This window comes from Demequina sp., from assembly GCF_047975725.1.
Lineage (GTDB): Bacteria > Actinomycetota > Actinomycetes > Actinomycetales > Demequinaceae > Demequina.
This window is the reverse complement of sequence record NZ_JBKEED010000036.1, coordinates 35,318-59,130: the sequence shown is the minus strand read 5'-3', so window position 1 is coordinate 59,130 and position 23,813 is coordinate 35,318. Positions and strand designations below refer to the sequence as shown.

Annotated in this window: 18 protein-coding genes and 1 pseudogene; 14 read left to right on the top strand and 5 right to left on the bottom strand. The window is 69.5% G+C overall.

Going from position 1 to position 23,813, the window contains the following annotated elements; genetic code table 11:
- Positions 1-6: 6 nt before the first annotated feature.
- Positions 7-2,244 (bottom strand): glycoside hydrolase family 3 N-terminal domain-containing protein, encoded by a 2,238-nt coding sequence (locus ACK5NO_RS13050; protein WP_416813113.1) that lies wholly within the window; start codon positions 2,242-2,244, stop codon positions 7-9.
- Here ACK5NO_RS13050 and ACK5NO_RS13045 point away from each other — a divergent pair.
- Positions 2,243-2,461: pseudogene (locus ACK5NO_RS13045) on the top strand (TetR family transcriptional regulator); the annotation flags it as partial. The gene ACK5NO_RS13050 and the pseudogene ACK5NO_RS13045 sit on opposite strands and share 2 nt — an antisense overlap.
- 51 nt (positions 2,462-2,512) lie before the next feature.
- The gene (locus tag ACK5NO_RS13040) at positions 2,513-2,926 is read left to right on the top strand and encodes a TetR family transcriptional regulator C-terminal domain-containing protein (RefSeq protein WP_416813187.1); all 414 of its coding nucleotides are present in this window, start codon (positions 2,513-2,515) and stop codon (positions 2,924-2,926) included.
- Here the strand turns inward: ACK5NO_RS13040 and ACK5NO_RS13035 are convergent.
- Entirely contained in the window at positions 2,898-4,865 is a 1,968-nt protein-coding gene (locus ACK5NO_RS13035) for a M3 family metallopeptidase (RefSeq protein WP_416813112.1), read from the bottom strand. The two genes, ACK5NO_RS13040 and ACK5NO_RS13035, sit on opposite strands and share 29 nt — an antisense overlap.
- A 154-nt stretch (positions 4,866-5,019) precedes the next feature.
- On the opposite strand from ACK5NO_RS13035, the gene ACK5NO_RS13030 reads away from it, so the two are divergent.
- Entirely contained in the window at positions 5,020-5,610 is a 591-nt protein-coding gene (locus tag ACK5NO_RS13030; RefSeq protein ID WP_416813111.1) for a DoxX family protein, read from the top strand.
- Positions 5,611-5,757: 147 nt separating this feature from the next.
- Here the strand turns inward: ACK5NO_RS13030 and ACK5NO_RS13025 are convergent, their stop codons facing one another.
- Genes ACK5NO_RS13025 through ACK5NO_RS13015 form a run of 3 tightly spaced genes read right to left on the bottom strand, consistent with a single transcriptional unit; the run spans position 5,758 to position 8,898 of the window.
- Complete coding sequence (locus tag ACK5NO_RS13025) at positions 5,758-6,528, bottom strand: SGNH/GDSL hydrolase family protein (protein ID WP_416813110.1); 771 nt, start codon at positions 6,526-6,528, stop codon at positions 5,758-5,760.
- A 10-nt stretch (positions 6,529-6,538) separates the two neighbouring features.
- The gene (locus tag ACK5NO_RS13020; RefSeq protein ID WP_416813109.1) at positions 6,539-7,720 is read right to left on the bottom strand and encodes a glycosyltransferase; all 1,182 of its coding nucleotides are present in this window, start codon (positions 7,718-7,720) and stop codon (positions 6,539-6,541) included.
- A complete protein-coding gene (locus tag ACK5NO_RS13015; protein WP_416813108.1) occupies positions 7,717-8,898 on the bottom strand; it encodes a glycosyltransferase family 4 protein in 1,182 nt (393 codons plus the stop codon). Before ACK5NO_RS13015 ends, ACK5NO_RS13020 begins: the two co-directional genes overlap by 4 nt.
- 192 nt (positions 8,899-9,090) lie before the next feature.
- Between ACK5NO_RS13015 and ACK5NO_RS13010 the strand changes: the two genes are divergently transcribed.
- From ACK5NO_RS13010 to nirD, 11 genes are all read left to right on the top strand, one after another.
- Positions 9,091-9,702 carry a copper resistance CopC family protein gene (locus tag ACK5NO_RS13010; protein WP_416813107.1) on the top strand — a complete coding sequence of 204 codons (612 nt, stop codon included), beginning with the start codon at positions 9,091-9,093 and terminating at the stop codon, positions 9,700-9,702.
- Complete coding sequence (locus ACK5NO_RS13005) at positions 9,699-10,940, top strand: MFS transporter (RefSeq protein ID WP_416813106.1); 1,242 nt, start codon at positions 9,699-9,701, stop codon at positions 10,938-10,940. Before ACK5NO_RS13010 ends, ACK5NO_RS13005 begins: the two co-directional genes overlap by 4 nt.
- A gap of 19 nt (positions 10,941-10,959) precedes the next feature.
- Positions 10,960-11,877 (top strand): hydroxymethylbilane synthase, encoded by a 918-nt coding sequence (gene hemC, locus ACK5NO_RS13000; RefSeq protein WP_416813105.1) that lies wholly within the window; start codon positions 10,960-10,962, stop codon positions 11,875-11,877.
- Position 11,878: 1 nt separating this feature from the next.
- Entirely contained in the window at positions 11,879-12,904 is a 1,026-nt protein-coding gene (locus ACK5NO_RS12995; RefSeq protein ID WP_416813104.1) for a uroporphyrinogen-III synthase, read from the top strand.
- On the top strand, positions 12,901-13,884 hold the full coding sequence (gene hemB / locus ACK5NO_RS12990; RefSeq protein WP_416813103.1) for a porphobilinogen synthase: 984 nt from the start codon (positions 12,901-12,903) through the stop codon (positions 13,882-13,884). The genes ACK5NO_RS12995 and hemB overlap by 4 nt, the downstream gene beginning before the upstream one ends.
- Positions 13,885-13,919: 35 nt before the next feature.
- A complete protein-coding gene (gene hemL, locus ACK5NO_RS12985) occupies positions 13,920-15,233 on the top strand; it encodes a glutamate-1-semialdehyde 2,1-aminomutase (protein WP_416813102.1) in 1,314 nt (437 codons plus the stop codon).
- 285 nt (positions 15,234-15,518) lie between these two features.
- The gene (locus tag ACK5NO_RS12980) at positions 15,519-16,928 is read left to right on the top strand and encodes an MFS transporter (protein WP_416813101.1); all 1,410 of its coding nucleotides are present in this window, start codon (positions 15,519-15,521) and stop codon (positions 16,926-16,928) included.
- Between the two features lie 41 nt (positions 16,929-16,969).
- On the top strand, positions 16,970-19,123 hold the full coding sequence (locus ACK5NO_RS12975) for a molybdopterin oxidoreductase family protein (protein WP_416813186.1): 2,154 nt from the start codon (positions 16,970-16,972) through the stop codon (positions 19,121-19,123).
- The gene (locus tag ACK5NO_RS12970) at positions 19,120-20,667 is read left to right on the top strand and encodes an FAD-dependent oxidoreductase (RefSeq protein WP_416813100.1); all 1,548 of its coding nucleotides are present in this window, start codon (positions 19,120-19,122) and stop codon (positions 20,665-20,667) included. Before ACK5NO_RS12975 ends, ACK5NO_RS12970 begins: the two co-directional genes overlap by 4 nt.
- Positions 20,664-23,237, top strand: a complete 2,574-nt coding sequence (gene nirB, locus ACK5NO_RS12965; protein ID WP_416813099.1) for a nitrite reductase large subunit NirB — start codon at positions 20,664-20,666, stop codon at positions 23,235-23,237. Before ACK5NO_RS12970 ends, nirB begins: the two co-directional genes overlap by 4 nt.
- Positions 23,234-23,695, top strand: a complete 462-nt coding sequence (nirD, locus tag ACK5NO_RS12960; RefSeq protein ID WP_416813098.1) for a nitrite reductase small subunit NirD — start codon at positions 23,234-23,236, stop codon at positions 23,693-23,695. The genes nirB and nirD overlap by 4 nt, the downstream gene beginning before the upstream one ends.
- The last annotated feature ends 118 nt before the right edge of the window (positions 23,696-23,813 follow it).

The window sequence follows — 23,813 nt, the reverse complement described above, 5'->3', positions numbered from 1 at the left end:
GGCGGCCTAGCCGATGCGGAATCGCGCGGGCAGCAGGTCGTCCACCTTGGACGAGGGGCCCACGAGCAGCGTGAACTCTCCGGGCTCGATGACTCGCTCTCCGGCGGCGTTGACGATGGTGCACGCGGCGAGCGGCAGCGCCAGCGGCACCACCTGGCTCTCGCCGGGCGCGACCCACACCTGGGCGTGCGCCTTAAGTTCGCGGTCGGCCCACGTCACGGAGGTGACCTCGTCGCGCAGGTACACCTGCACCGTCTCCAGCGTGGGGCGGCTGCCGGTGTTGGTCACCGTCACCTCGGCTCGCAGCACCTCTTCCTCGCTGGGGGGTAGCAGGCGCAGGTTCGAGTACTCGATAGTGGTGTAGCTGCGGCCCTCGCCGAACACCCAGTGGGGGTCCTGCGTGAGGTCGGCGTAGCGGTAGCCGTGCTGCGCGGAGATCTGGTTGTAGTACACGGGCTGCTGTCCCACGTGGCGCGGCCATGACAGCGGCAAGCGGCCGGTGGGCTCGATCGTGCCCAGCACCAGTTCGGCGAGCGCCTGGCCGCCGTGCATGCCGGGGTTGGCTGCCCAAATGATGGCCGATGCGTGCTGGGCCGAGGCGGGCAACACGTGCGGCTTGGAGGCCAACACCACGAGCACGACGGGCGCGCCGGTCTCGATCAGCGCGTCGAGCAGGGCGACCTGCCCACCTTGCAGTTCGAGCGTGGCCGTCGAGCGGCCCTCTCCGATGAGTTCGATGCGGTCGCCGAGCACGGCGACCACCGCATCGGCCCCCTGCGCGGCCTGGACGGCCTCGGCGATCTGGGCCGGGTCGGGGTCGACGGGGAACGCGATGTGGGGGCGCGGCTGGCCGTCGGGGAAGAACTCGCCCTGGGGGTCGGGGCCGGTGGTGATGATGTCGGCGCCGCGGTGGTAGGCGACGTCCCAGCCGTCGGGGACCTGCTCGCGCAGGCCGTCCACGACCGTGAGGATCATGTCGCGGGGCTGGCCGTGCATGAGCCAGTCGGCCTGGCCGGAGGATCCGGCCCAGTCGCCGAGCTGCGTCTGGGCGTCGTGGGCGTTGGGGCCGACGACAACGATGCGCTTGCTGGCGCCCGTGATGTCCAGCGGCAGCAGGCCGTCGTTTTCCAGGAGCACGAGCGAGCGGCGCGAGGCCTCGAGGCCCAACTCGCGGTGGGAGGGCTGGGCGATGACGTCGCGCTGGCGTTCTGGGTCGGGCAGGCGTGAGTTCTCGAACAGGCCCAGGTCGAACTTGAGGGTCAGGATGCGCGCGACTGCCTGGTCGATCCGGGACTCGTCGAGCAGGCCTTGTGCCACGGCATCCTGCGCGCCTTGGAAGAAGGCGGGCGTCGTCATGATCATGTCGTTGCCCGCGTTGACGGCGGCTGCGGAGGCCTCGGCGTAGCCGGGGAACATGCGCTGCTCGCGCACCAGGTTGCCCACGTTGTCCCAGTCCGTGATGAGGGTGCCGGTGTAGCCCCACTCGCCGCGCAGCACGTCGTTCAGGAGCCAATCGTTGACGGTGATCGGCGTGCCATCGATGGCCTGGTAGCCCAGCATGAAGGTGCGGCAACCCTCGCGTGCCACCCGCTCGAACGGGGGCAGGAACCACGCACGCAGCTGCCGCCGTGACAGGTCGGCCTCCGAGGCGTCGCGGCCGCCCTGGGTCTCGGAGTAGCCCGCGAAGTGCTTGGCGGTGGCGAGGATCGCGGTCGGGTCATCGAGGCCGTCGCCCTGGTAGCCGGCCACCATGGCCGATGCGAGCTCGCCCAGCAGGTAGGGATCCTCGCCGAAGGTCTCGGACACGCGGCCCCAGCGCAGGTCGCGCGCAATGCACAGCACGGGCGAGAAGGTCCAGTGGATGCCGGTGGTCGAGACCTCGACGGCCGTGGCGCGCGCCACGCGCTTCACCAGGTCGCGGTCCCAGGTGGCGGCCAGCCCCAACTGGGTCGGGTAGATCTCGGCCCCCTCGAAGAAGGAGTGGCCGTGGATGCAGTCCTCACCGACGAGCAGCGGGATGCGCAGGCGAGACCCGCGCACGGCGGTGTCGGCCTCGAGCATCGCCTCGGGGGAGACGTGAAGGATGGAGCCCACGTGGAAGTCCTCGATCGCCGCGGTCACGTTGTCCTTGGCGTTGAGCTGCATCATCTGCCCGACCTTCTCTGGCAGGGTCATGCGCGACACGAGGTCGGCGACGCGTTCCTCGGTCGGCAGCGATGTGTCGAGGTAGGCCACGGTCTCCATGAGGGTCCTTTCGAGGGCGGCGGTGGGGCCGCGTCGATCGTATCAACATTCCTTACCGCATGGTAAGTTTCCTGCCATGACGGAGACCGAGCCGCTCGACGGGCGCCAACAACGTGGCCGCGACACGCGTGCTCTCATCATCGCTTCGGCCATGGAACAGTTCTCGGAGTCGGGGTATCGAGCGAGTTCGCTGCGCGACATCGCTGCGCGTGCGGGCATGACGCACCCGGGGGTGCTCTACCACTTTCCCACCAAGGAAGCGCTGCTGATGGCAGTGCTCGAGCAGCGCGACCAGGTGGGCGCGATGGACTACCCAGTCCGCAGCGAACTGGGCCGCGACGCCCTGCGGTCCATGGTGGGCTCTGCTAGGAACAACGAGTCGCAGCGGGGTCTCGTAGACCTGTTCGCGACGCTGTCCGCCGAGGCCACCAGTGCCGAGCATCCCGCGCACGAGTTCTTCGTGGCGCGCTACGAAGCGCTCCTGGCGAGCCTGGTGGGCGCCTACGAGGTCGCGCTGGCAGCGGGAGACCTTCGCGATGGCGTCGAGCCCGAGATCGCAGCGGCGCAACTCGTCTCACTCATGGACGGCTTGCAGGTGCAGTGGCTCATGGGAACACTCGCGGCTCCCATGCACCAGGTCATCGAGGCGCACCTCAATCTGCAGTTGCGGACTCCGCTGTAGCCGGTTCGCCCGTCGCGCCCGTCGTATCGAGCACGGCGAGCCACGCAGCGTAGGCCTGCGTGCTGAACTGTCGCCCGAGGAAGTCCTCGACCAGCTCGGCGGCCGGGCGCGAACCGCCGGGCGCGAGGATGGCGTCGCGGTAGCGCAGGGAATGTTCCTCGTTCAGCAGGTCTCCCGCGTCGAACCCCGTGAACAGGTCGCGCGCGATCGCAAGGCTCCACTGATACGTGTAATAGCAGGCCGAATACGTCGTGAGGTGGCCAAAGTTGGCGTACTGATGAGTGCCGCCCAAGGGAGTGCGCACGTCGTAGCGCTCTTCGATGGCGGCGGCAAACGCCGCGAGGTTCTCGGGCACGTCCCGGTGAAGCTGGTAGGACAGCTGCGCGTAGACCAGTTGGCGGCAGGTCAGTAGCCCATGGCCGAGGTACCTGCTCGCCCGCAGGCTCTCGACCAGCGACTCAGGGATGGCGGCGCCATCGTCGTCGACGGCGAACCGAGCGAGGACAGCGTGGTCCCACGCCCATTCTTCGAGCAGTTGCGACGGCGCCTCGACAAAGTCCCACTCGCCCTTGTCTGACATGCCCGCCAGGCGCATCCAACGGCCCGATCCGGCCAGGATCGCGTGCATCAAGTGGCCGAACTCGTGCAGGAACGTTTCCACGTCGTCGAAGGTCATCGAGCCGCGCGGGAAGTTGCACACCAGGGCGCTCACCGGCAGATGGAGCCCCGCGATACCCGTGACGACGGGGAAGCAGGCCATGTGCCCGTACTTGCCTGCACGGGGGTGCATGTCGAGCAGGATCCGGCCGATGCGCTCGTCGCCCATCGCGACGTCGTACGCCTCGACATCGGCGTGCCAGCGCGGCGCGTCGGCCACCGCGGTGAACGTCAGCCCGAAGAGGTTCGCGGCGAGGTCGAGAATCCCGTCGCGCACGCGCGCGTAGTCGAGGTAGCGCCGCACCTCGTGAGGGTCGACCCCAAACCTCTCGGCCTTGAGCTTCTCGAGGTAGTAGGACGAGTCGGCGACGGTCACCGCATCGGCGTCGGGGTGGTCCGCGCGCAAGCGCTCGAGCAGCATCGCGGCGTCGGTGACGCCAGCGGGGCGGGCCGCTGCGTCGACCTGATCAAGGAAGGACTCGATGCCAGCGCCGTCCGGCATCATCATCCGGGCCGTGGCGTAGTCGGGCCAGCCGCCAAAGCCCAGCAAGGTGGCCTTCTCGTGGCGCAGGCGCAGCAGGCGACCCAGCACCTCGTCGTTCACGGGGTAGCCGCGCTCGTAGTCGGCGCGCACCAGCGCTTCACGGGCGCCGCGGTCGTGCGCCATGGTCAGGAAGGGGTCGAGGTCGGGGTAGTCGGTAGTGATCTCGACCAGGCCGTCGTCGCCGGGAGCGTGGGCGGCCACGTAGTCGTCGGGCAGGCCCGCGAGCGCATCGGGCGTCACGCGGATGCGGCCAACGTCCTCACGGATGTTCTCCGAGAACTCCGTCTCCGCTGCGGCGAGCGCCTGGTCGATCTCGGCGAGCCGCGCGCGCAGCGGTGCGTCGAGGTGAGCCCCTTGCAGCTCGAAGTCGCGCAGTACCAGTGCGCGCAGGTAGTCCGCACCGGCGGGCGCGGGAGCGTCCGACAGTGCCGCGAACAACTCAGGGTCGCCATCGCGCGCAGTGCGGAACGCGGCGACCTCGAGCAAGAGGTCGGTGCAGGAGCGCCGCACGTGCGCATCCGGGTGCACCTCGGAGACCGACTCGACCAACTGATACGCGTTGACCACGGCCGTGTCGGCGATGTTCCACGACTCCCAAGCGTCGGCGTCGGCCCGGTCACGCACCCGCTGCAGCGCCGTGCGCGCGACGTCAAGGCGCTCGCGGATGTACGACTCGACGAACGGGCCCCACGGCTCATCGGGCGCGGGAAAGTGGGGGATGGTCGCGGCGGTGCTCATGCCCTCATGCTAACCACGCACCGCTACCGAGAGCGTCGTCAATCCTGGCCTCACCTGGGGTGTCGCTGTACTTCCGTTTGCGCCCGGCGTAATGTCAAGAAAGGGTCAACGATGACCCGTGTCCCCGGCTTACCTCGTGATCTAGGAGTACGTCATGGCAGTCAACGACCACGCGATAGAGACACAAACGGGTCCAGTCGGTTCCCGTGCAGGCTGGGTGATGCTGAGCATCACCCGGATCACCATCGGTTTCTACTTCTTCTGGGCCTTCATCGACAAGCTGTTCGGGCTGGGATTTTCCTCGTGCCGCACCACGGCCGAGGACGGTACCTACACCATCGAAGTCATGTGCGAGCGTGCGTGGCTTAACGGCGCCCGCATCACCGAGGGCTACCTCGGCTCCTCCACCGGTCCGTTTGCGGACTTCTTCAAGGACCTGGGAACTCAGGCCTGGACGGACTGGCCGTTCATGCTCGGCCTGTGCGGCATCGGCCTGGCGCTGATGCTCGGCATCGGTACCCGCATCGGCATGTGGTCGGCGATCGTCATGCTCGCGATGATGTGGGTCTCGCACGCGTGGCCCGGCCAGGGTGGCAACACCACCAACCCGTTCGTCGACGACCACATCATCATGATCGTCGCCGTCGCCGCGGCCGTCCTGCTTGAGGTGCGCTACCAGGCGGTTGGCCTCGGTGAGTGGTGGAAGCGCCTCGACGTGGTCCAAAAGCAGCGCTGGCTGGTCTAGGTTCCACCGGTTCTCCGTCCAGGGGGCGTCGCTCGATGCGGCGCCCCCTGTTCCATGTCCGCACGCGGGTATCCAGCGAACTCCACACCTCTCAACAGTGTTCTGACGGGTATCAACCGGGTGGGGCGGGAGCACGAGTAAGGCGACTCAGCGCGCAGGGGCCAGGCGCCCGCGCTGGTCCGCGCGCAACTCATGGGCGACCACCTTCGCCACGTGCGGTATCAGGTCGCGGCTTCGCAGCGCCACCCACGGCACGCCGTTGCGCGCGAGCCACCACGCGCGCGACCACAGATCAGGACTCGGCGGCGCGCTCGGCACCGGCGCCACCGCCGGCCAATCGCCCTCGAGCAGGGCCGTGGCGGCCCCCGCGAGACGGCGATGCCCCAGCGGGGACGGGTGCACACGGTCGATGTGCCACGCTCGCGGCCCGGCAGCCCTGAAGACCGCGCCGCCGTCGATCAAGGTAGCCCCGGCACTCGCCGTCGCCGCGATGATCGCGCCGTTGGCTGCCGCCGCTCGTCGTGCCATCACGGAGGTCACCGCCCGCGGCAACGCCTCAAACAAGCCGATGCGGTCGATGCCGAGCACGAGCACGCGGCGCCCAGGCCGGTTCAGCTCGGCCAGCGCCGCCGACAGGCACCGCTCCACCTCGATGGGATCGAAGTCGCCGCGCAGCACATCGTTGCCCCCGACGCTCAGGAGCACCAGATCCGGGTCCAAGGCCACCGCGGCGGGTACCTGAGATGAGGCGAGATCGCGGGCGCGAGTGCCGTTGACGGCCAGGTTGATAAAGGTGGGCGCCCCCAACGAGGCGGCGACATGCGCCGCCCAGCCGCCACCCGCATCGGCCGTGCTGCTGTCGCCGACGCCGAAGGTGAGCGAATCTCCCAGCGCCGCCACCCGGGGGCCACGTGCCACGCCGGCCGTCCTAGTGGACAAGGCGCGCACGCTCGCGGCGGCGCACGATGAGCGGCAGTTCGGCGGTGACGAGACCAAGCGAGCGCGCGTGCAAGGTCAACATGGACTCCACTGTGGTGTTCCACGGCAGGTGCTCGGCGCGCCGCCGTGCGCACGCCCGCGCCTCCACGGGGTCTGCGTCGAGGGTGGTCTCGAGTGCATCGGCGAAGGCCTCAGGGGTGCCGTCGGCGGCCATGCCCGCGTCCCCCATGACCTGCGGCAGGGCCGAGTCGCGGTTGACGACCACGGGGGTGCCCGCCGCGAGAGCCTCGAGCGCCGCCAGACCAAAGGTCTCGACGGGGCCGGGGGCGATCACCGCATCGGCGCTGGCGAGCAGTCGAGCAAAGCGCTCGCGGCCCTCGACGAACCCCGCAAACGTGACGGGAAGCTCGTCGGCAAGCGCACGCATGTGGCCCTCGAGCGCGCCCGAACCGGCGCACACCAGGCGCACCCGACGGCCGCGCTCGGTGAGCACACGGATCGCGTTGATCGCGAGGTCAGGGCGCTTTTCGGCGGACAGGCGCGAGGCCATGACCACGAGTGCCTCGTCGGGGTGTGCGTAGTGAGCGCGGGTGGCGCCGTCACGCAGGCCAGGGTGAAAGGCCTCGAGATCCACGCCCAGGGGGATGGTGGTGACCGGGTAGGGGATGCGCGCGAACTCCTCGCCCGCGAAATCGGTGGTGGCCACGATGGTCGTGAACCGGCGGACCATGGCCCGGTTGTGGTTGTCGGCGAGGCTGCCCAGCGGCAGCAGTCGGTGGCTCCACCGGGGCAGGTGGGCGGCGAGCACGCCGTCCGCACGCTCGTGCGCAATGAAGACCGACGGAATGCCGCGCTGCTCCGCCCACTTGCCGAGAGACCGCAGCGTGGTGCGGTCCGAGACCTCGATGACATCAGGCGCGAAGTCCTCGAGCGCCGCACGCACCGCTGCAAGGCGCGTGATCATGCGATAGCCGCCCGAGCCGGGCAGGGCGGGGCTTGCGATGGTGGTGCGCAGGCCCGAGCGTGTCGGGACCGTGGAGTCGGCGACGCCGGGCACCACCATCAGCACCTCGTGACCGCGCTCGACATAGCCGCGGCCGAGGGCGTGCATCGCGGTGCGCAGACCGCCGGAGGTGGGGGAGTAGAAGTTGGCGATGTGCGCGATTCTCATGGTCGTGCGGCCTCTCTGGAACGGGGGAATGGCGACGGGCGCGAGGGGTGGGTGGGTGTCGACGCCTTGCCGCCCAGCGCATCGGCGTAATGGGTGATGAGGTCCTCGCACACGGACGGCCAGGTGCGGCCCAGCACGCTGACGCGAGCACGAGCGGACATGAGGGCACGCCAGTCGGCGTCGTCGACGAGTTCGCGCACCATGGCGACCATCTGGTCTGTGCGCCCGGGCTCGTACAGGTAGCCCGTGAGGCCATCCTCGACCAGGTCGATGGGACCTCCGCGGCGCGGGGCGACCACGGGTACTCCCGACGCGTGTGCCTCTTGGATGGCCTGGCAGAAGGTCTCGAGTTCGCCGCAGTGGACGAATACGTCGAGGCTCGCGAGGGCGCGGGCGAGGTGGTGACCGTCGAGAAACCCCGTGAAGGCGGCGTCGGGCATCAGGGCCTCGAGGCGGGCCCGGGACGGTCCCTCGCCGATGACCACCACGCGCACGCCGGGAAGGGCGCTCAGGCGCGCGAGATCCTCAACGCGCTTCTCGGGTGCGAGGCGACCGGCGTAGCCGACGATCACCTCACCGTGAGGTGCCCAGGCGCGGCGCAGGTCGGGGTCGCGGTGGTCGGGGTGGAAGCGCTCGGCGTCGACACCCCTGGGCCACAGTCGTAGGCGCTTGACGCCGCGAGAGGCGAGCTGATCGATGGCCGCAGTCGACGGGGCGAGGGTCAGTGTGGCGCGGTCATGGATGTCGAGCACGCGCCTCCACATGGGGGCCTCGCCCCACGAGACCTTGTAGCGTTCGGCGTAACTCGGCACGTCGGTTTGGTATACCGCGACGCTGGGGATCGCGAGCCGCTCAGCAGCCTTCACGCCTGACCAGCCCAGCAAGAACGGGGAGGCGAGGTGGACCACGTCCGGTTGCCAGTCCTCGAGTAGTCGGCCGATGCGCGTGGTGGCTGGAAGGGTCACCCGGACGTCGTCGTACCCTGGGCAGCTCACCGCGGGCATGCGGTGGACGGTGGCGATGCCGTAGCGGTCGGGGCCCGCGGAGTCCTTGGCTTCGGGGGCGATGACGAGGGCCTCGTCACCCCTGGTTTCGAGGTGGTCGAGTACCCGCAACAGCGAGTGGGTTACGCCGTTGACGTGGGGCAAGAACGACTCTGCGACCAGTGCGATCCTCACAACTTCCATTCTCGTGAGGCGCTCGCGGCACGCCAGGGGCCGGGCGTCAATGTCTGGTGAACCTTGAGTGACGAGAGGGTGGCGCAGGGCTGCCCGGGAATCCCGGTCGACGCGGGTATCGGGCGTGCACGCCTGGGGCCACGGGCGGCGAGACGGGTATCAACGGGGGAGGGGGACTGTCACAATGGCGCCATGCATCCCCGTGTCACTTTCCGTTCCGCTCGCCTGTCCCGTGCCTTCGCCACGCTCGCGGCCGTGATCCTCGCCGCCGTGGTGCTCGCGCCCGCTGCGCAGGCCCACACCGAGCTCAAATCGTCCACGCCCGAACGGGACTCGACTGTCGAGGAACTGACGGAGGTCAGGCTCGAATTCACGAGCCACCTGCTCGACATTGGCGCGGAGCTGTCACTCGTCGACATCAACGGCGATGCGCACCCGCTCGAGCCCACGTTCCCTGAGGACATGGTGGTCGTGGCAGCGGTCGATGCAGAGCTTCCCGCGGGCACCACGACGCTGGTGTGGCGGATCGTTGCCGAGGACGGGCACCCCATCGAGGGCACCGTGCCCTTCACGTACGCGCCCGCCGAGGCCGACCCGGGCACCCCGACGCCGACCGCCGTTGAGGAACCCACTGCCGCGGCGGAGCCCACGCCGCACGAGAGCGTGAGCGCCGTGCCGATCTCCGAGCCCATCAGCGCTGAGCCCGAGCCCGCCACCCCCGGTTGGGTGCTGCCGCTCATCGGACTCGCTGCGCTCGGTGCCGCTGTGGCGGCCGTGGTCCTGGTGGTGCGCAAGCGCGGATGACAGACCTTCCCTCGACCCTGGATGCCGGCACGCCGCGCTGGCGACTGCCACACACGGCGCGCGACCCGCGTGCCGGACAGGTGCTGGCCGCGTTTGCGGCGATCGGGTTCGGGATCGGCATCACCCAAAACGGTGCGGCGTCGGTCGTGGCGGACCAGGTCACCGACCTGTCGACGACCGTCGACCTGCTCGGTTGGACCATGGTCGCCTACTCACTCGGAGTGGTCGTGGGTGCGCCCCTGTTCATGGTGGGGCTGGGTCGTGTCGCCCGGCGCACGGTGCTGCTGTGGATGTCGGCGCTCTTCTTGGTGACCACGATCGCGACGGTGATCGCGCCCACGGTGGAGGCGCTCATGGCGATCAGGTTCTTCGCGGGACTGCCACACGGCGCGCTGCTCGGCACCGCGTCCTACGTCGCGATGACGGTCATGGGACCCGAGCGTCGAGGCAAGGCCGTAGCGATCATCATGCTGGGCCTGACGAGCTCGCTCGTGGTGGGTGTGCCCTTCATGCAGTGGCTTTCCGACGCGGTGAGTTGGCGTGCCGCCTATGGCGCCGTGACGGTCATCGCCGTCATCGGCTGCCTGGGAGTGTGGGCTTTTGCTCCCGATGTCCCTGGCAACCCTCATGCGTCACCGCGCGCTGAAATGCGCGCGCTGCGAGGCGCGCGACTGTGGACCGCCCTCATCGCCATCACTGTGGGCTTTTCTGGCCTGGGAGCGGTGTTCTCTTACGTGGTGCCGCTGCTTGAGGACACCAACGGGTTGGCCTCCTCGCAAGTGACGTGGGTGCTCGTCCTGTGGGGCGTGGCGATGACCACGGGTGCGTATCTTGGCGGCAAGCTCACCGACTTGTCGCACGTGGGGGCGGGGCGCCTGGGCTTGGCCGCCGCGGCGGTCGCGCTCCTGGGCATTGGGCTGGCGGGCGATACCCCTGCCGCGACTATCCCGCTGCTGGTGCTGTTGGGCTGCTCGATGCAGGTCTTCTCGCAGTCCGCTCAGGTGCACCTGATGGACGTCATGCACGGTTCCCCTTCGCTCGGGTCGGCGCTTGCGCACGCGGCGCTCAACGCCGCCACCGCCGTCGGCACGGGACTGGGCGCCGTCGTGATCGGTGCCGGCTGGGGCTATCAGGCGCCGGCCTGGGTTGCGCTCGCGTTGGCGATTGTCGCGCTGGTGTTGCTGTGGTGGGGAGTGGGCTTTAGAGGCCGTGGAGGCTGGCGTCAGCACACCGCCTGACTATGAAACGATGGGCGCCATGAGGCTTCGACTCGGCACCCGCGGTTCTGCGCTCGCGCGCACCCAATCCGGCATGGTTGCCGACCAGATCACCCAGGTGGCCGCTGCCGCCGGGGTGGATCTTGAGGTCGAGCTGGTGTCGATCACCACGCACGGCGACATCTCGCGCGGGTCTCTCGTGGGCCTGAGCGAGGTGGGCGTGTTTGTCGCGGCACTGCGCGAGGCGTTGCTGCGCGACGAGTGCGACCTTGCGGTGCACTCGCTCAAGGACATGCCCACTCAGTTGCACCCCGAACTCGAGGTGGCCGCCATTACTGAGCGTGCGGACATGCGCGACGCTTTGTGCACCACCGGTCCCACACTGCGCGAATTGCCCGAGGGTGCCCGCATCGGCACCGGCTCACCGCGTCGCGCGGCGCAACTGCTCGCGCTGCGCCCCGACCTCGTCGTCGAACCGCTGCGCGGCAACGTCGACACGCGACTGTCGAAGGTCGGCACGGAGCTCGACGGGGTGGTGCTCGCCGCCGCTGGCCTGCAGCGCCTGGGGCGTCTCGACGAGGCCACCGAACTGCTCGACCCGGCCGAAATGATGCCCGCGCCCGGTCAGGGCGCGCTCGCCATCGAGATTGTTCCGGGAGCCGACCCCGCCTGGGCCCAGTTTGTCCGCGCGCTCGATCACCCGGACACCCGTGCGGCCGTCACCGCCGAGCGCTCCCTGCTGGGCGTGCTCGATGCAGGGTGTTCGGCGCCCGTGGCCGCCTACGGCACGGTCGAGGCCGACGTGCTGACGCTGCGGGCGCGCGTGGTCGACACGGCCGGGAAGCTCGCGTTGAATGAGAGCGGCACCGCGCCGGCGTCCGAGGCCGCGGCGCTCGGTCGCTCCACGGGGTGGACGCTGATGAGCCGCGGCGCTGGCCGCCTGATGGGAAGGAACTGAGATGGATCTCAGTGCGCTGGAAGGTAAGCACCTGCTCGTCCCCGTGACGGCGCAACGCCGCCACCTCGCGGTGCGGCTCGCTGAGGCGGGCGCCATCGTCGAAGAGGTCGAGTTCATCGCGATCGAGGCCACCTCGCAGCCGGAGGAACTCGAGGAGGCCACCCTCGCGTGGTGCGCGGGCGACTTCGACTGGCTCGCCGTGACCAGCCGCAACGCGCTGTCCGCGATGGACGCGATTGCTCGCCGGCGCGGCATGGACCTCGCCGCACCGCTGCCCGAGGCCAAGGTTGCGACCGTTGGCGAGGCCACCCGCGCCGTGTGCGCGGACCTGGGCCTGGAGGTCGAGCTCGTGCCCACCAAGCGCCAGAACGCGCGCGGGATTGTCGAGGAGTTTCCCGAGGGGCCCGGCAAGGTGCTCGCGCCGCTGGGCAATCTCGCCGCCCCCGTGCTGGCCCGCGGGCTCGAGCGCAAGGGCTGGAGCGTCTCGACCGTTGAGGCGTACCGCACGGTCGAAGGATCGGGCGTGGGAAAGCAACTGCGCGAGGAGATGGAGGCGGGCCGCTTTGACGCCGTCTTGCTGACCTCGGGTTCCGTGGCCCAGCGCCTCGCAGATTCGGGCGCGGTTATTCCTGAGACCACCCTCGTGGTCGCGATTGGCGACATGACTGCTGCGGCAGCGCGAGGCGCGGGCCTTCCCGTCGCCGCGGTGGCGACGGCACCGTCCTACGACGGCATCGTGACTGGCCTGCTCGCCGCGCTCGACCCGGACCAGGTCATGGAGTTTGACGCCGACGACCACGAGCCCCCGTCCACCCCCTCCGAGGCAACTGATGTCCACGTGGAGGTTCCCGACGAGGCCATCGAGGCAACTGATGTCCACGTGGAGGCCCCCGACGAGGCCATCGAGGCAACTGATGTCCACGTGGAGGAGCCCGAGCCCGAACCTCAGGTAGTCGCCGGCTCTCCCGCAGACTTGTCCTTCGACGAGATCATCGCCGGTACGCAGGAGGAGGAGCCGTCCAAGTGACCTACGCCCCGCATCGGCGCCCCAGGCGGCTGCGCACCAGCCCGGCCATGCGTCGTCTGGTGCGCGAGACCAGGGTGGTGCCCGCACAACTGGTGCTGCCGCTGTTCGTGCACGAGTCACTCACCGAGCCCAAGGCGATCGAGTCCATGCCGGGCGTCGAGCAGCTCCCGCTCGACCACCTCGCAGGCGCGATCGACTCCGCTGCCGCCGCGGGGCTCGGCGGCGTGATGCTGTTCGCGATCCCTGCGCACCGGGACGCGACCGGCTCCCAGGGTTGCGACACAGACGGCATCCTCAACCGCGCGATCGAGCAGGCGGTCGCCGCAGCGCAGGGCCGCCTGGTCGTGATGGCGGACCTGTGCCTCGACGAGTTCACCGACCACGGCCACTGCGGCGTTCTCGCCGCGGACGGCACGGTTGACAACGACGCGACGCTCGAGGTCTATGGCCGCATGGCCGTCGCGCAGGCAGACGCCGGAGCGCAGGTGCTCGGCCTGAGCGGCATGATGGACGGCCAGGTGGCCGCCGTGCGAGCGGCGCTCGACGAGGCCGGCCACCTCGAAACCTCGATCCTTGCCTACGCAGCCAAGTACGCATCGGCCGCCTATGGCCCCTTCCGCGAGGCCGTGGAGTCTGAGCTCCAGGGCGACCGCCGCACGTACCAGATGGATCCTGCCAACCGCATTGAGGGCTCGCTTGAGGCCGCCCTCGACGAGGCCGAGGGTGCCGACTTCCTCATGGTCAAGCCGGCGCTGCCGTACCTCGACGTGCTGGCGGACGTCGCCGCCGAGGCCACCGTCCCCGTCGCGGCCTACCACGTGTCGGGGGAGTATTCGCAGATCGAGGCGGCCGCGCAGCGCGACTGGATCGACCGCCGCACCGCCCACCTCGAGGCGGTCACGAGCATCGTGCGCGCGGGAGCCAGCATCGTGCTGACCTACGCCGCCATCGACATCGCGCACTGGCTGCGCGAGGACTGAACGACCAGGGCGCGCAGCGCCCGCAGGAGGATCACGTGACCACGTTTACCGACCGTGCCAAGGACATTCTGCCCGGCGGCGTCAATTCGCCCGTGCGCGCCTGGAACGGGGTGGGCGGCGACCCCGTCCCGCTCGCCAAGGCGCTTGGAGCGCGCGTCGCTGACGCCAACGGCCGCGAGTACGTGGACCTGGTGGGTTCGTGGGGTCCGGCGATCCTCGGACACAGCCACCCCACGGTGGTGCAGGCAGTCCAGCTCGCGGCCGCGGACGGGCTGTCGTTCGGCGCGACCACTCAGCGCGAGGTCGAGCTCGCGGAGGAGATCCGCGGCCGCTACGCGCCTGCCGAGCGGGTCCGCCTGGTCTCGACGGGCACCGAGGCGACCATGACGGCCATCCGTCTGGCGCGCGGCGCGACCGGTCGTGACGTGATCGTGAAGTTCGCCGGCTGCTACCACGGCCACTCGGACTCGCTGCTGGTCGCGGCGGGCTCTGGCCTGGCTACCGCCGGTGTCCCGGACAGCGCGGGCGTCACCAAGGGCACCGCCGCTGACACCATCGTGCTGCCGTACGGCGACGAGACCGCCCTCACGGACGCCTTCGCCGAGCACGGCCAGTCCATCGCGGCCGTCATCACCGAGGCGGCGCCGTGCAACATGGGCGTGGTGCGCCCGCCGCGCGGCTTCAATCGCCTGATCGCGACGCTGTGCCGCAACGAGGGCGCCGTCATGATCCTCGACGAGGTGCTCACCGGTTTCCGTGCGGGCCCCTCGGGTTATTGGGGCGTCGAGCGCGACGAGGACCTCGCCGCCGGGGTCGAGCCCTGGCAACCGGACCTCGTCACCTTTGGCAAGGTCATTGGCGGCGGTATGCCGGTGGCGGCCATCGCCGGTCGTATCGAACTCATGGAGCAGCTCGCCCCGCTCGGCCCTGTCTATCAGGCCGGCACCTTGTCGGGTAACCCGGTGGCGACCGCCGCAGGCCTCGCGACCATGCGCCTGTTGACCGAGGACGTCTACGCGCGCGTCGCGGCGGGCGCGGACACCCTCGCCACCGGCGTCAGCGACATCCTCACGCAGGCCGGCATCGTTCACTCGGTGGGCAGGGCCGGCACCTTGTTCTCGTTCTTCTTGGGCCTGGCCGATGCGCCCGTCACCTTCGCTCAGGTGTCCACCCAGGACACCGCCGCCTATGCACGGCTGTTCCACTCGCTGCACTCCGCGGGCGTGTACCTGCCCCCGAGTGCCTACGAGGCCTGGTTCGTGTCGCAGGCCCACCGCGAGGAGGACCTCGCGAAGGTGCTCGACGCGGTTCAGTCGTGGGCTCTTGCGGAGCAGGCAGCGCTCCGCTGAGGCCCACGAAACATCACGTCACGTCCCCCGCGGGCGTGAGAACAGGGTGACAACGGCGCGATTTCCCGTCTGTTCACGCACCAAGACGCCTTCGAGCGCGCTCGCCCTCACATTCTCACGTCTGCGGACGTGAGAAAGAGTTTCATCAGGATTCACACAAGCCGCTGAGCGGCGAAACATCCCCTCCCTAGCGTGAGAAGTGCCCGGAAAGGTCACTGATGCGGAGTGACCGGTTGCCGACGACGGCCCCGGGCATCCACCACCACGGAACCCTGGGGAGGGGTCATGTCCGTACAGGACCGGCAAGAACAGACGGCGACCGCAGCTGTCGAGCCCGGCGTCATCGGCAAGGGTCGATGGATCGAGCGCTGGACCCCAGAGAACGAACTGTTCTGGGAGTCACGGGGCAAGAAGATTGCCCTGCGTAACCTCATCTTCTCCATCATCGCCGAGCACATCGGCTTCTCCATCTGGATGCTGTGGTCGATCGTCGTCGTCAGCATGTATGGCCGGTTCGACGATTCCGGTGCCCTCATCGCGACGGGCGCCAACGGCTGGGCCCTCACTGCCGAGCAAGGCCTCACGCTGCTCGCGGTCGCCTCAGGCGTGGGAGCCTTCATGCGCATTCCGTACACGTTCGCGGTGCCGATCTTCGGTGGCCGCAATTGGACTGTCATCTCGGCCTTGCTGCTGATCATCCCCACGGCGGGACTGGCGTGGGTCGTGGGCCGGCCTGACACCTCGTTCGGCGTGCTGGTCGCGATCGCCGCGACGGCCGGTCTCGGTGGAGGCAACTTTGCCTCGTCGATGTCCAACATCACCTTTTTCTACCCGGACAAGGCCAAGGGCTGGGCGCTGGGCCTGAACGCCGCAGGCGGAAACATCGGTGTCGCCGTCGCGCAGAAGCTTGTGCCCTTTGTCGTCGGACTCGGTGGACTCGGCCTCGCGATGGCCGGACTGGTCTACTTGCCGCTCGCCGTCATCGCGGCTGTCCTCGCGTTCCTGTTCATGGACAATCTGCGCGAGGCCAAGGCCGACCCCAAGCCCACCGGCCGCTCCATGCGCCACGGGCACACGTGGCTCATGGCCTTCCTGTACGTGGGCACCTTTGGCTCGTTCATCGGCTATTCGGCGGCGTTCCCGACACTCCTCACGGTGGTCTTCGACCGCCCCGACATCGCGCTCGGCTGGGGCTTCCTTGGCGCGCTGCTCGGCTCGCTCGCCCGGCCATATGGCGGCAAGCTCGCCGACCGCTTTGGCGGCTCGATCATTACCGTCACGGCCTTCTGCCTTATGGCCGTCGCGGGCTGGTGCGCTGTTCTGGGTGTCCAGGGCGAGAACCTGCCGCTGTTCTTCGCGAGCTTCCTCGCGCTGTTCCTCATCACCGGCCTTGGCAACGGCTCGACCTACCGGATGATCCCGTCGATCTTCAACCGCCTGCGCGAGGACAAGGGCGACGGCTCCGAGGAGTCCTTCCTCGACTTCAAACGCCAGAGCGCCGGCGCGGTGGGCATGATCTCCGCCGTCGGCGCCTTTGGCGGCTTCGCGATCCCCTTCGTCTACAAGTGGTCGCGGGAGGCTTTCGAGGGCTCGATCGTCCCCGCCCTGCAGATCTACATCGGTGTCTTCCTGCTCATGGCCGTCCTCACGTGGGTGTTCTACCTGCGCAAGGGCGCCCGGATGGCGGGAGTCTGATCGTGCCCGCATCGCACGGCGCCGCGTCGTCCCGGGGGCCCCTGCCCTCGGGCGACGCGGTCGCGACCCACTGCCCGTACTGCGCGCTCCAGTGCGCACAGTCGCTCACCAAGACGGCCGATGCGCCGGTTCCGGTGACGGTGGAAGGTCGCCAGTTCCCCACCAACAGGGGAGGGCTGTGCCAGAAGGGCTGGACGTCGGCCGAGGTGCTACGCGCCGCCGACCGCATCACATCGCCCATGCTCCGCACCGAGGACGGCGGCTTCCGCGAGGCCGACTGGGGCGAGGCGCTCGACCTGGTCGCCGGACGCATCGCCCAGTTGCAGGACGCCCACGGCCGCGAGTCCATCGCAGTGTTCGGCGGTGGGGGCCTCACCAACGAGAAGGCCTACGCGCTGGGCAAGTTTGCGCGCGTCGTGCTGCGCACGCCGTTCATCGACTACAACGGCCGCTTCTGTATGTCTTCTGCCGCGGCGGCTTCCAACCGCGCGTTCGGCATGGACAGGGGACTGGGGTTCCCGCTCGCGGACCTGGGTGGGGCCGATGCGGTGCTCGTCATGGGCTCGAACATGGGCGTCACGATGCCTCCCTTCGTGCAGCACCTTGCGGGCGTGCGCGAGCGCGGCGGGCTGATCGTGGTGGACCCGCGCGAGACGGTGACGGCGAAGCTTGCGAGCGGAGACCAGGGCATTCACCTTGCGCCCGTGCCTGGCGCCGACATGGTGGTGTTGCTCGCCCTCACCCACGTGGTGCTCGCCGAGGGACTCGCCGACCTCGACTACCTCGCTGCCCGCACCAACGGGCTGGGCGAGGTGCGCCGGTCGGTGGCCGCGTGGTGGCCCGAGCGTGCCGAGGCGGTGTGCGGCATTCCTGCCGACCGACTCCGGCACACCGCGCGCGTACTCGCGGCGGCCTCGCCCTCGCACGGCGGTCGCGGAGCGTACGTGCTGACCGGACGTGGGCTTGAGCAAATGAGCCAGGGCACCGACGGTGTCACCGCCGCAATCAACCTCGCGCTGTGCCTGGGACTCGTGGGACGCGAAGGCAGCGGCTTTGGCCCCGTGACGGGCCAGGGCAACGGTCAGGGCGGGCGCGAGCACGGCCAGAAGTCGGACCAGCTTCCCGGCTACCGGATGATCACCGACCCCGCCGCTCGCGCGCACGTCGCGCAGGTGTGGGGCGTGGACCCCGACTCGCTGCCCGGCCCCGGCGTCCCTGCAGTGAAGCTCTTGAACTCGCTCGGCGCCGAGGGCGGCCCCCGCGCGCTGCTGGTCCACGGCTCCAATGTGGTGGTCTCCGCTCCCAACGCCGATGCGGTCGTGGAGGCGCTGTCCCGCCTGGACCTGCTCGTGGTGTGCGACATGGTTCCCTCCGAGACGGCGCTGCTGGCCGACGTCATCCTCCCGGTCACGCAGTGGGCGGAGGAGGAGGGCACCATGACCAACCTCGAGGGCCGCATCATCCGCCGCCGCAAGGCCGTCGACGCACCGGGTGAGGCCCGCACCGAGCTGTGGATCCTGCGCGAGTTGGCCTCGCGGCTCGGAGTGGCGCAGGGCTTTAGCGACGATGCCGAGACGGTGTTCGAGGAGCTGACCCGCGCATCGGCCGGGGGGAAAGCCGACTACGCGGGCGTCACCTACGAGCGGCTTGATGCTGGCGAGGAACTGCACTGGCCGGTCCCGCATGCCGGCCACCCTGGCACGCCCCGCGTGTTTCTTGACGGCTTCCCGACGCCCGACGGTCGCGCGCGCATGGTTGCGGTGGATCACCACGCGCCAGCGGACGACGTGCGCGCGGGCTCGCCGACCTACCTGGTCACGGGGCGAGTGCTGCAGCACTACCAGTCGGGCGCGCAGACTCGCCGGGTCGCGGAACTCGTCGCGGCCCAGCCGGAGCCGTTCGTCGAGGTCCACCCTCTGCTCGCCCAACGCCTGAGCCTCGCCGAGGGTGGGGAAGCGATCCTCACCACGGCCCGCGGCCGTGCCATCGCACGCGTGCGGATCACCGAGGCCGTCCGCCCCGACACGGTCTTCATGCCCTTCCACTGGGCGGGTGCCGGCAGCGCGAACCGCCTGACCAACGACGTCACGGACCCCATCAGCGGCATGCCCGAGTTCAAGGTCACCGCCGTCTCGATCGTCGCCGCCACCGCGCCCGAGGTGGCCACCGCAACCCGGGAGGTGAGCGTCCGATGAACGTGGTCGTGATCGGCAACGGCATGGTGGGCTCGCGGTTTGTCGACGAGCTCGTCTCCCAAGACCCCGAGGTGCAGGTGACGGTGCTGGGCAAGGAGCGTCACCTGCCGTACAACCGCGTGCTGCTGTCGAGCGTCGTGGCAGGCAAGACGGACGCGGAGTCGCTCGCGATGGCGTGCGCCGACTCCGAGCGCGTGCGGGTACTCACGGGGGTGCCCGCGATTGACATCGACCGCGCCGCGCGCACCGTGACCGACGCGACGGGCGAGGTACACACATACGACCGCCTGGTGTTCGCGACCGGCTCGCAGGCGCGGATTCCGAACATCCACGGCATCGCGACCGACCGCGGCCTCATGCCGGGCGTGAGCGTCCTCAAGGACCTCGACGACGCGCAGGGGATCCTCGCGGTGTTGCCCAAGGCGCGCCGTGCGGTCGTGCTGGGCGCCGGGGTCCTGGGCCTCGAGGTCGCCACCGGCCTGGCCTCGCGCGGACTGACGGTGACGCTCGTGCACCATTCGGATCGCCTCATGGAGCGCCAGCTCGGCGATGCCGCGGCGACCATCGCGACTGGGTCGTTGCAGCGCCTGGGGGTCAAGGTCGTCACGCAGACGTCGGTCGCGCAGGCCCTGGACCGGCGCGGCGTGCTGGCCTCGGTGCGCCTGACCGACGGTTCCGAGTTGCTCACCGACCTGCTCGTGATGTGCGCCGGCACCATCCCCGAGGCCGCCCTTGCGCGGCGTGCTGGCCTGCCGTGCGAGCGCGGCATCCTCACCGGGGCAGACCTCGCGAGCCCCTCCGACCCCGCCGTATTCGCGATCGGCGACTGCGCGCAGCCGCCCGAGGGCGGCTCCGGCCTGGTCGCGCAGGGCTGGGAGCAGGCCTCTCGCCTAGTGGCCCTGTGGACGGCCGATGCGCCCGCTGAGCAGGCAGAACCTGCCACCCCCGCATCGGCCGGGCCCCACGTGGACGAGGACGTGCTCGACGTCACCAACGTGGTGCGCGTCAAGGCCATGGGCCTTGACGTGGTCACCATGGGACTGTCCGGCAAGTTCGACCACGGCGAGCGCGACCTGCGCGCCGTGAGGATGGCCGATCCCGCCATCGGCAGGTTCGTCGAGGTCGTCGTGTCTCACGGACTGCTCGTGGGCGCGACGGTCGTGGGGGACAAGCAGTGCGCCTCGGAGCTGTCCGCGATGTACACGCGCATGCTCCCGGTGCCGTCCGACCCGGCACACCTGATCGTGCGCCCGCTCGCCGGTGCTGCCCGGCCAGCCGCCGCATCGGCCGCCGACATGGCCGACGAGGACACGGTGTGCCAGTGCAATTCCGTGCCCAAGGGGCGCATTGTCGCGGCCGTGAAGGACGGCTGCACGAGCGTCGAGGAGGTCTCGCGCGCGACGCGCGCCTCGACCGGCTGCGGCGACTGCCGCTCGCTCGTGGGCGACATCATCCGTACCTGCGACGTCCCCGATCAGGGAGCGGACGCGGGCGAGGACACCAAGTTTCCCGCGCTCGCGGGCACAGGGGAGGTAGTGAGATGAACGACACCCAAAAGATCGTGGTGGTCGGTGGCGGCATGGTCGCGCACCGCTTCACCGAGGCGCTGCGCGACCGCGACAGCGAGGGCCGTCACCACATCACGGTGCTGGCCGAGGAGCCCCGCGCGCCGTACGACCGCGTGGCGCTCACGAGCTACTTCACCGGCAAGGACCCCGAGGACCTTGCGCTGGGCGACCCCGCTCTGTGGAAGGACCCGTTGGTCAGGCTTGAGCGTGATGCGCTCGTCGAGACCATCGACCGCGAGGCGCGCACGGTCACCGACAAGCATGGCAAGACCTACCCGTACGACCACCTGGTGCTCGCCACGGGCTCGTACGCGTGGGCCCCGCCTATGGAGGGCGCGGACCTGCCAGGCGTCTTTGTGTATCGCACCATTGACGACGTCGCGGCGCTGCGCATTTACGTGAACGAGCGGGCCAAGGCCCTGGGCCGCGTGGTGCGGGGCGCCGTCATCGGCGGCGGATTGCTGGGACTCGAGGCCGCCGGCGCGCTCCAGGAGTTGGGCGCGACGAGCACCGTCATCCAGTTCGCCGACCGGCTCATGAACCTGCAGGTCGACGAGGGGGGCGGTCACGCGCTCAGTCGCCTGATCGAGAACATGGGCGTCAAGGTGCGCTGCAACACTGCGACCCAGGCCATCAAGCCAGACAAGACCGGCCGCGCGGGGCGCCTGACGTTTGCCGACGGTGGCGAGCAGCTCGTCGACGTCGTGGTCTTTGCCACGGGTGTGCGGCCGCGCGACGAACTCGGGCACAGCTCCGGCCTCGCCATGGGCGAGCGCGGCGGCGTCGTGGTCGATGACACGTGCCTGACGGAGGACCCTGCCATCAGCGCGATCGGTGAGGTCGCGTGCATTCAGGGCTCGTGCATCGGCCTCATCGCGCCTGGTAACACGATGGCGGAGATCGCTGTGGACCGGCTGCTCGGCGGGGTCTCGACGTTCCCCGGCGCGGATACCTCGGCCAAACTCAAGCTGCTCGGCGTTGATGTCGCGAGCTTTGGCGACGCGTTCGCGACCACGCCAGGGGCGCTCGAACTGGTCTACGCGGACCCGGTCGCTGGCGTGTACAAGAAGCTCGTGCTCACGGACGACGCCCGCACGCTGCTGGGCGGCATCCTCGTGGGGGACGCGAGCGCGTACGCCTCCCTGCGGCCCATGGTCGGCTCCGACCTTGGCGAGGACCCCGCCGCCTGGCTGCTGCCCGAGGGATCAGGGGAGCGGCCCACGGTCGAGCTGCCCGACGAGGCCACCGTGTGCTCGTGCAACAACGTCACCGCCGGGGCCATCCGCTGCTCGGTGACCGACGAGGGCTGCACCGACATCGCGGGCGTCAAGGCCTGCACCAAGGCGGGCACCAGCTGCGGCTCGTGCCTGCCGCTCGTGAAGAAGATCATGGGCACCGAACTTGAAAAGGCCGGCATCGAGGTCTCGAACACGCTGTGCGAACACTTCGACATGTCGCGCGCGCAGTTGTTCTCCGCGATTCAGGTCAGCGAACTGCGCACCTTCTCCGAGATCATCGAGCGGTTTGGAACCGGGCGTGGCTGCGACCTGTGCAAGCCCGCGATCGGCTCGATCCTCGCGAGCCTGTACAACGAGCACGTGCTCGCCCAGGACCGCGCTGCGCTGCAGGACACCAATGACCGAGTCATGGCCAACATGCAGAAGGACGGCACCTACTCGGTGGTGCCGCGCGTGCCCGGCGGCGAGATCCTCCCCGAGCACCTGATCCTCATAGGCCAGATCGCCCAGGACTACGGGCTGTACACGAAGATCACTGGCGGCCAGCGCATCGACCTGTTCGGCGCGCGACTCGAGCAGCTGCCCGCCATCTGGCAGCGCCTGGTAGACGCCGGCATGGAGTCGGGACACGCCTATGGCAAGTCGCTGCGCACCGTGAAGTCGTGTGTGGGGTCCACGTGGTGCCGCTACGGCGTGCAGGACTCGGTGGGCCTCGCGATCGCGCTCGAACTGAGGTATCGCGGCCTGCGCAGCCCCCACAAGATCAAGCTCGGCGTGTCCGGGTGCGCGCGCGAATGCGCCGAGGCGCGCGGCAAGGACGTGGGCGTCATCGCGACCGACAAGGGCTGGAACGTCTACGTGGGCGGCAACGGCGGCTTCACGCCCAAGCACGCCCAACTGTTGGTCGAGGACGTGCCCGACGACATGGTGTTCACCGTGATCGACCGCTACCTCATGTACTACATCCGCACCGCGGACCGCTTGCAGCGCACCGCGCCGTGGCAAGAGGAACACGAGGGCGGACTCGAGGCCATCAGGGCCGTCATCATGGACGACTCGCTCGGCATCTGCGCGGATTTGGACGCCCACATGGCTCGCCACATCGACACCTACGAGGACGAGTGGGCGGCCGTGCTCAAGGACCCCGAGCGGCTCAAGCAGTTCACCGCCTTCGTCAACGCCCCCGACCAGGCCGACCCCTCGCTCGCGTACGTCGAGCAGCGCGGTCAGCGCCGTCCTGCGACCCGCGAGGAGCGCCGTGACGGCGCCGTCCTCATCGCCCCCTCGACTCTGGAGGTCCGCTCATGACTGTCCCCGCACCCGCGCCCGTGTCGGAGGCCCCGGCGCCTACCGCATCGGCCCTGGCTACCGCATCGGCCCTGCCCGGCGAACCGACGCGTGCGGCGGTGTGTACCTACGGGCGTCTCACGCCCGACCTCGGGGTCGCGGCGCTCGTGGTCGACACCCAGGTGGCGGTGTTCCGGCTCGCCGACGGCACGGTGCATGCGGTGCAGAACCTATGCCCGTTTTCGGGGGCGTCGGTGATGTCGCGCGGCATCACCGGCTCTCGCGGGGACGAGCCCACCATCGCGTCGCCCATCTATAAGCAGGTGTTCTCGCTCCTGAGCGGTCAGTGCTTGGTGACCATGGACAAGCAGCCGGTCGCGGGGCTGTCGACCACCCTTGAGGTGTTCCACGTCGAGGTCACCGACGGCATGGTCTACGTCACCGTCCCCTCCCTTCCCGATGAAAATGGATCCATTTGACGGGAAGAGGGGGCTCTCCTCACGGTGAAAATGGATCCATTTGACGGTGGGGGGGAGGGCCGATGCGCTCGCCAGCAGGGCATGACGCGCCACCTCCGTAGCGGGCATAAGGTCACGG

Coding starts and splice junctions, on each gene's coding strand:
- ACK5NO_RS13010 (WP_416813107.1), top strand. CDS start 9,091: ATGCATCCCCGTGTCACTTTCCGTTCCGCTCGCCTGTCCCGTGCCTTC.
- ACK5NO_RS13005 (WP_416813106.1), top strand. CDS start 9,699: ATGACAGACCTTCCCTCGACCCTGGATGCCGGCACGCCGCGCTGGCGA.
- ACK5NO_RS12995 (WP_416813104.1), top strand. CDS start 11,879: ATGGATCTCAGTGCGCTGGAAGGTAAGCACCTGCTCGTCCCCGTGACG.
- ACK5NO_RS13030 (WP_416813111.1), top strand. CDS start 5,020: ATGGCAGTCAACGACCACGCGATAGAGACACAAACGGGTCCAGTCGGT.
- ACK5NO_RS13050 (WP_416813113.1), bottom strand. CDS start 2,244: ATGGAGACCGTGGCCTACCTCGACACATCGCTGCCGACCGAGGAACGC.
- ACK5NO_RS13040 (WP_416813187.1), top strand. CDS start 2,513: ATGGCAGTGCTCGAGCAGCGCGACCAGGTGGGCGCGATGGACTACCCA.
- ACK5NO_RS13035 (WP_416813112.1), bottom strand. CDS start 4,865: ATGAGCACCGCCGCGACCATCCCCCACTTTCCCGCGCCCGATGAGCCG.
- nirD (WP_416813098.1), top strand. CDS start 23,234: ATGACTGTCCCCGCACCCGCGCCCGTGTCGGAGGCCCCGGCGCCTACC.
- ACK5NO_RS12980 (WP_416813101.1), top strand. CDS start 15,519: ATGTCCGTACAGGACCGGCAAGAACAGACGGCGACCGCAGCTGTCGAG.
- hemC (WP_416813105.1), top strand. CDS start 10,960: ATGAGGCTTCGACTCGGCACCCGCGGTTCTGCGCTCGCGCGCACCCAA.
- ACK5NO_RS12970 (WP_416813100.1), top strand. CDS start 19,120: ATGAACGTGGTCGTGATCGGCAACGGCATGGTGGGCTCGCGGTTTGTC.
- nirB (WP_416813099.1), top strand. CDS start 20,664: ATGAACGACACCCAAAAGATCGTGGTGGTCGGTGGCGGCATGGTCGCG.
- ACK5NO_RS13020 (WP_416813109.1), bottom strand. CDS start 7,720: ATGAGAATCGCGCACATCGCCAACTTCTACTCCCCCACCTCCGGCGGT.